Origin of the sequence: Xanthomonas cissicola (assembly GCF_008801575.1) — a bacterium.
GTDB classification, from domain to species: domain Bacteria; phylum Pseudomonadota; class Gammaproteobacteria; order Xanthomonadales; family Xanthomonadaceae; genus Xanthomonas; species Xanthomonas cissicola.
This window is the reverse complement of sequence record NZ_VZPL01000126.1, coordinates 1-5,519: the sequence shown is the minus strand read 5'-3', so window position 1 is coordinate 5,519 and position 5,519 is coordinate 1. Positions and strand designations below refer to the sequence as shown.

The window sequence follows — 5,519 nt, the reverse complement described above, 5'->3', positions numbered from 1 at the left end:
AACGGTTCATGCGTGTGTAGACCGTATGCCAGTTGCCAAAGCGCTTGGGTAGGCCGCGCCATTTGCAGCCATGCTCGGCAACGTAAAGGATGGCGTTGACCACTTGCAGGTTGGTCATGCTGACATTGCCGCGCTGCGCCGGCAGGCAGTGTTCGATCAGAGAAAATTGTGCTGGCGTGATCTCCATGCCCAATAGTTTAATCGCTCGGGCCATTAGTGTTAACAGGCCCTAGTTGGAAGCGGTGCGCTTGTCCGCCGCCGGTGCCATGGCCACGGTCTTGGCGTCCACCGGCATGCCGGGCATGAAGATCTTCTGCACACCATCGACCACCACGCGGTCGCCGGCGGCCAGGCCGCTACGCACGATGCGCAGGCCGTCGGCATTGCGGCCGAGCTCCACGTCGCGGCGTTGCGCCTTGCCGTCCTTGTCCACCACGTACACGTACTTGCGGTCCTGGTCGGTGAGCACGGCCTTTTCGTCGACCAGCATCGCCTTGAACTGGCCGCTGCCCAGCAATTGCACATGCGCATACAGGCCTGGCGTGAACTGTCGCTGCGCGTTGTCCAGCACCGCGCGGACCCGGATGGTGCCGGTGCTGCGGGTCACCTGGTTGTCCAGGAAATCCACGCGTCCGGTGTGCGGGAAGCCCTGCTCACCGACCAGCCCGATCCGCACCGGCAACTCGCCGCCACGTTCGTCCGGGCGCTCGCCGTTGCGGGCCATCTGCGAATAACGCAGGAAGGTGCCTTCGTCGGCGTCGAAATAGACGAACACCTTGTCCAGCGACACCAGGGTGGTCAGCACGCTGGCGCTGTCGCCGGCCGTGACCAGGTTGCCGGCGGTGACCATCGCACGCCCGGCGCGGCCATCGATGGGAGCGCGTACGCGCGTCCAATCCAGGTTGAGCTTGGCGGTGTCCACCGCGGCCTGGGCGGCCTGCAGGTCGGCGTCGGCCTGGTCGGCGGCGGCGCGGCGTTGCTCCCAGGTTTCGGTGGAGATGGCCTGCTGCTCGGACAGTTTGCGTGCACGCGCCGCTTCGCTACGCGCCAATGTGGCCTGGGTGCGGGCACGCACCAGCGAAGCGTTGGCACGCGCAAACTCGGCGCGGTAGCTACGCTCGTCGATGGTGAAGAGCACATCGCCCTTCTTCATCTCTGCACCTTCGGTGTAGTTGACCTTGTCGATATAGCCGGACACGCGCGGACGCAGTTCGACGCTTTCCACCGGCTCGATGCGGCCGCTGAATTCGTCCCACTGGCTGATCTGCTTCATCAACACCGGCGCGACGCTGACGCTGGGCGGCGGGGGTGCGCCGGTCTCGGCGGCCTTGCTGCCGCAGCCGGCAAGCACGACCGCCAGCACGGCGCCCGCCAGCACGGTACGCAAGGGAAAACGGAACGGGGTGGCGTTCGTGGTCATGGGGAAATCTCTCGGGTGGGGATGGAAACGTGCAGACCGGCCAGCCGGCTCGCCGACGGTGCGGCATGTGGGCGACGACTCACGGTCACGATGGCTTGTCCGGGCTGGCCAGGCCCGGCAATCAGGGAAACAGCGGCGCGGCCGACGTCCACGGCGCGGATCCATTCTGGACAGGCGTCCTTGGCGCGGCCGGGCGTGCAGACCGGCTGCTCGACCGAGAGCAGCTGCACGCGGACGCCCAACGGCTTGGCTTCCTCGTGCAACACCTGCGCGAGCATGCGCGTGGCGGAGGCCGCAACCGAACGATCGCCATGCGCCGACCAGGCACGCAGCGCGCACGGGCTGCCGAGCAGCAGATAGCGACCGCCGCCGTCGGCCTCGGCCAGCAGCGGCAGCAGATGGCGGGCGGCAGCCAGATGCGGCAACACGTCGCGCTCCAGGCGGCGACGCAGGACAGCCACTGGCCGATCCAACAGCCGCCCTGCCTTGGGCGGGCTGCCCAGGCTGGAGATTACCGCGCCCAGGGGTCGTTGCCGCTGGGCCAGCTCAGTGGCCAGGCGGCGCGCAGACGCATCGTCGGCCACCGACCCCTGAACGATGTCCAGCAGCGGCGAGTGCCCATGCTGCGCACGCAGTGCGTCCAGCTTGGCGGCATCGCGTCCAATCACCACGGTTGGCATGCCAGCGTCGAGCAACGCGGCGACGATGCTCATGCCGACGTTGCCCGCGCCGCCAATGACAGCCGTCTCGGATTGGACCATCCCACTCATGGGATTTTTGCTCCCGAGATCGGGATAATTCCATGCCGTGCCCATCGCGCCTGCAGTCCAGTTCGCTGCGCCGGCGCGCCACCAGCCTGCCGCCGTGGCGAGCTGGAGAATCCGCGCAAGGCACTGTTGCGGGGCCGATTTTCCGCGGAAACGACTGGATCGAAGGCGCTTTCGATCGCACTGCGGTGACTGGAGGACACGCCGAAAACGTTGCACAACCACATGGCCGTGCTCCTGCATGGAGGGGATGCCGCATACGTTAGGCTTCAAAGCAGCACTTGATTAGTCCGGATTTAGGGGAATAATCGTCCCGCAAGCGGTCTAATCCCTCCTGACCCCCCGGAAGGCATCCCATGACTCACGATCTCAACGACACCCTGATCTTCGTCAAGGTGGTCGAACAAGGCAGCTTCATCGCGGCCGCCAATGCGCTTGGCCTGCCCAAGACCACCGTCAGCCGCAAGGTGCAGGAACTGGAAACGCGGTTGGGTGCGCGCCTGTTGCATCGAACCACGCGCCGCATCGGCCTGACCGAAGCCGGCTCGGTGTACCACGAACATTGCCAGCGCATCGCGCGCGAATTGGAAGAAGCCGAAAGCGCGGTAGGACAACTGCAATCCGGCCCGCGTGGCTGGTTGCGTTTTACCGTGCCGTATTCGCTGGGCATTACCTGGATCGCGCCGTTGCTGGGCGAATTCCATGCGCAATATCCGGAAATCCAGCTGGACATGCATCTGGGCAACGAGAAGCTGGACCTGATCGGTGGCGAAGCGGATCTGGCATTGCGCGTCGGCGCGCTGCCCGATTCCAATCTGGTGGCGCGCAAGCTCGGTAGCTTGCGCACCCAGGTGTTCGCCAGCCCGTCCTACATCGAGCGCTATGGCGAGCCGCTGCATCCGGACGAACTGCAATTCCATCGCACGCTGGCCTTGCGCAAGAACCGCAACGTGCACAACAACCGCTTTTTCTGGTCGCTCAGCGACGGCAGCGATGTACGCGATTTCCCGGTCAATCCGCTGATGGTGGCCAACGATCCGGCTGCGCTCAACGGTGCGGTATTGTGCGGTGAAGGCCTGTTGCTCACCGGCGACGTGATGGCCAAGCCGTTCGTGCAATCGGGTCTGGTGCGTCGCGTGCTGGCCGGGTGGACGGGGCCTGAGGTGGACTTCAATGCAGTATTTGCCGGCGGTCGATTGGTGTCGCCGAAAGTGCGTGCGTTCGTGGACTTTTTGGTGACGCGCATGAACTTCGATGCGGATTACATGATGGCGCAGTGCCCTGCCCGTCTGGCCGCACAAAAGGCCGACAACGATGCGAAAGTCGAAGTGGGCGCCGACGCGGAATTGCGTGCAGAAGGCAAGCGCATCCTGGAGAACGTCACGGCGTAGTGCCGGATCGACTGCGCCGGCGGTGGTTGCCGTCTGGCGCAGGCCATAAGTTCATCGTTGCAACTCAGTGAATGCATTTCTGTCACCGCATGCGTACAGCCGACGATAGCTCGTTCGCTTTGCAAATGATCTCACTGCCGTAAGCGGTGAGTTGGGAAAGATCGAGACGTCAGTCGTGGCGTCGTCGGATGCGATCACCCGATGAGCGCAAAGCCGACTCGGTCGCGCGCGCGGTGCCCTCGCCGCTCGCGGGACACGCCGTCAACCCATCCATGGGGGCTCGATAGCGGCATCCATGCCGCCAACGGTCCCGCAAGCGGCGAGGACACCGCGCCAGAACGTTGGTCGGTCGCTCGGAAAGCGGCCCATCGTAGGAAAGGTGGTGGAGATACCTTCTCGCCTGAGCACTGCGAGCTAGCCGCGCCTCCTTAAATCGCTAGCGAACGCATCTATCGCTTGCACAAATACAGCGACCAACTCGACTGGTCCTTGCCCGCTCACCGTCGCGGGACCCTTGGCGGCATGGATGCCGCCACGGAGCTTACATGGACGTACTTGCAGCGTGTCCCGCGATGGTGGGCGGGCAAGGGCCCTGCAGCAACACTCAGATCCGCGCTTTGAAGTTCCACAGTTACGCCGACACATTAGCGCCGATGACATGAGAAAGATCGAGACCTCAAAGCGTGCAGACCAGCCGTTCTAAGCCCAAGCGATTGGTTAGCTGCTCTTGATCACACCATGCAGCAAAAAAACAGGCCGCTTTCGCGGCCTGTTTTGCGTACATCAGTACATCGCGGGTGAGTCATCCGACCCGCCACGATTCACTGCATCCCATCAACGCATGCCGGTGTTGCTGGCCGCGCCTTCGGCACGCAACGGGATCAGGCGGATTTCGACGCGGCGGTTCTGTGCGCGGCCGGCATCGGTGCTGTTATCGGCGATCGGGTAACGCTTGCCGGCGCCCATGGTTTCCATGCGCTCACGCTGCACGCCTTGTGCGGTCAGATATTGTGCGACCGCGCCGGCGCGTTCTTCGGACAGACGCTGGTTGACCGCGTCGCTGCCGACGCTGTCGGTATGACCGACCACTTCCACCATGGTCTGGTTGTACTCGCGCAGGGTAGACGCCACGCCATTGAGCGCGCTGTAGAACTGCGGCTTCAATGCAGACTTGCCGAAGTCGAAGGTGATGCCGTCGGGCAGGTTCAGGGTAATGTTGTCGCCCTGGCGCTGCACTTCGATCCCGGTGTTGGCGGTGCGCTCACGCAGTGCGCGCTCCTGGCGATCCTGGTACTGGCCGATTGCCGCGCCGCTCAGTGCACCGATGCCGGCGCCGACCATTGCGTGCTGACGACGCTCGGTAGCGCTGTCGCCGGTGAGCAGGCCTGCAGCCACACCAATGGCGGTACCGATCAGGGCGTTGCGGCCGGTCCGATTCTGCTGTTGCGTCTGCTCGCCGTATTGGTCGCGCTGCACATACGAGCCGCCGGTGGCGCAAGCGGACAGCGCAATGGCGCTGGCCAATGCAACGGCAAGACTCTTGGTGGCTGCTGGGGACATGGTGTTCTCCTATGGCCGGACCATCCGGCGCTCAATCGTGTGCGCGAGGATAAACAGGCCCACGCGACTGGCGCATGATGAAACCAGCCTCCAATTGCGCCCAGCTAGTGCTGCATTCAGGAAAACGTTTTCTGCTTGGACAGCGGCATGCCCGCGCCTAAGGAAGGTCTGAATAACGAGGCCTGAGAGTGCGGGATGTCGCGTCGTTCCGAAGAGTGGCGTTTGAATCTTTGGAATTTCGCCATTTCTGGCGCTTTCCGTGGGAATTTCCTGGTTTACAGGCGCACGCTCCCCATAGCCGGCAGCAACTGCTTTCGCTTCATCCACAGATTGGAGAGCGCAAACAAGGTCAGCACGTGTGCGGTGTTTTTGGCCAGGCCG

At 63.9% G+C, this 5,519-nt stretch carries 6 protein-coding genes and 1 pseudogene; 1 reads left to right on the top strand and 6 read right to left on the bottom strand.

All coding sequences use genetic code 11. From position 1 onward, the window contains the following. The 4 genes from F7R02_RS23955 to F7R02_RS23940 all read right to left on the bottom strand — a co-directional run. Window positions 1-187, bottom strand: a 187-nt coding sequence (locus tag F7R02_RS23955) for a transposase (protein WP_151210039.1), incomplete at its 3' end; no start/stop codon positions are given. A gap of 42 nt (window positions 188-229) precedes the next feature. After that, entirely contained in the window at window positions 230-1,420 is a 1,191-nt protein-coding gene (locus F7R02_RS23950) for an efflux RND transporter periplasmic adaptor subunit (protein WP_078518355.1), read from the bottom strand. Beyond that, window positions 1,417-2,190: an SDR family NAD(P)-dependent oxidoreductase gene (locus F7R02_RS23945; RefSeq protein WP_167521101.1), complete on the bottom strand. Its 774-nt coding sequence runs from the start codon at window positions 2,188-2,190 to the stop codon at window positions 1,417-1,419. The genes F7R02_RS23950 and F7R02_RS23945 overlap by 4 nt, the downstream gene beginning before the upstream one ends. Further along, the gene (locus F7R02_RS23940; protein ID WP_033479867.1) at window positions 2,187-2,414 is read right to left on the bottom strand and encodes a hypothetical protein; all 228 of its coding nucleotides are present in this window, start codon (window positions 2,412-2,414) and stop codon (window positions 2,187-2,189) included. Before F7R02_RS23940 ends, F7R02_RS23945 begins: the two co-directional genes overlap by 4 nt. A gap of 129 nt (window positions 2,415-2,543) precedes the next feature. Here F7R02_RS23940 and F7R02_RS23935 point away from each other — a divergent pair, with 129 nt between their 5' ends. Further along, window positions 2,544-3,578 (top strand): XC_2801 family transcriptional regulator, encoded by a 1,035-nt coding sequence (locus F7R02_RS23935; protein WP_005925689.1) that lies wholly within the window; start codon window positions 2,544-2,546, stop codon window positions 3,576-3,578. Window positions 3,579-4,412: 834 nt separating this feature from the next. Here the strand turns inward: F7R02_RS23935 and F7R02_RS23925 are convergent. Next, entirely contained in the window at window positions 4,413-5,138 is a 726-nt protein-coding gene (locus F7R02_RS23925; protein WP_005911824.1) for a YiaD family glycine zipper/OmpA-like lipoprotein, read from the bottom strand. A gap of 275 nt (window positions 5,139-5,413) precedes the next feature. Then, window positions 5,414-5,519, bottom strand: a pseudogene (locus F7R02_RS23915) (IS5/IS1182 family transposase); the annotation flags it as partial.

Coding starts and splice junctions, on each gene's coding strand:
- F7R02_RS23950 (WP_078518355.1), bottom strand. CDS start 1,420: ATGACCACGAACGCCACCCCGTTCCGTTTTCCCTTGCGTACCGTGCTG.
- F7R02_RS23945 (WP_167521101.1), bottom strand. CDS start 2,190: ATGAGTGGGATGGTCCAATCCGAGACGGCTGTCATTGGCGGCGCGGGC.
- F7R02_RS23940 (WP_033479867.1), bottom strand. CDS start 2,414: ATGTGGTTGTGCAACGTTTTCGGCGTGTCCTCCAGTCACCGCAGTGCG.
- F7R02_RS23935 (WP_005925689.1), top strand. CDS start 2,544: ATGACTCACGATCTCAACGACACCCTGATCTTCGTCAAGGTGGTCGAA.
- F7R02_RS23925 (WP_005911824.1), bottom strand. CDS start 5,138: ATGTCCCCAGCAGCCACCAAGAGTCTTGCCGTTGCATTGGCCAGCGCC.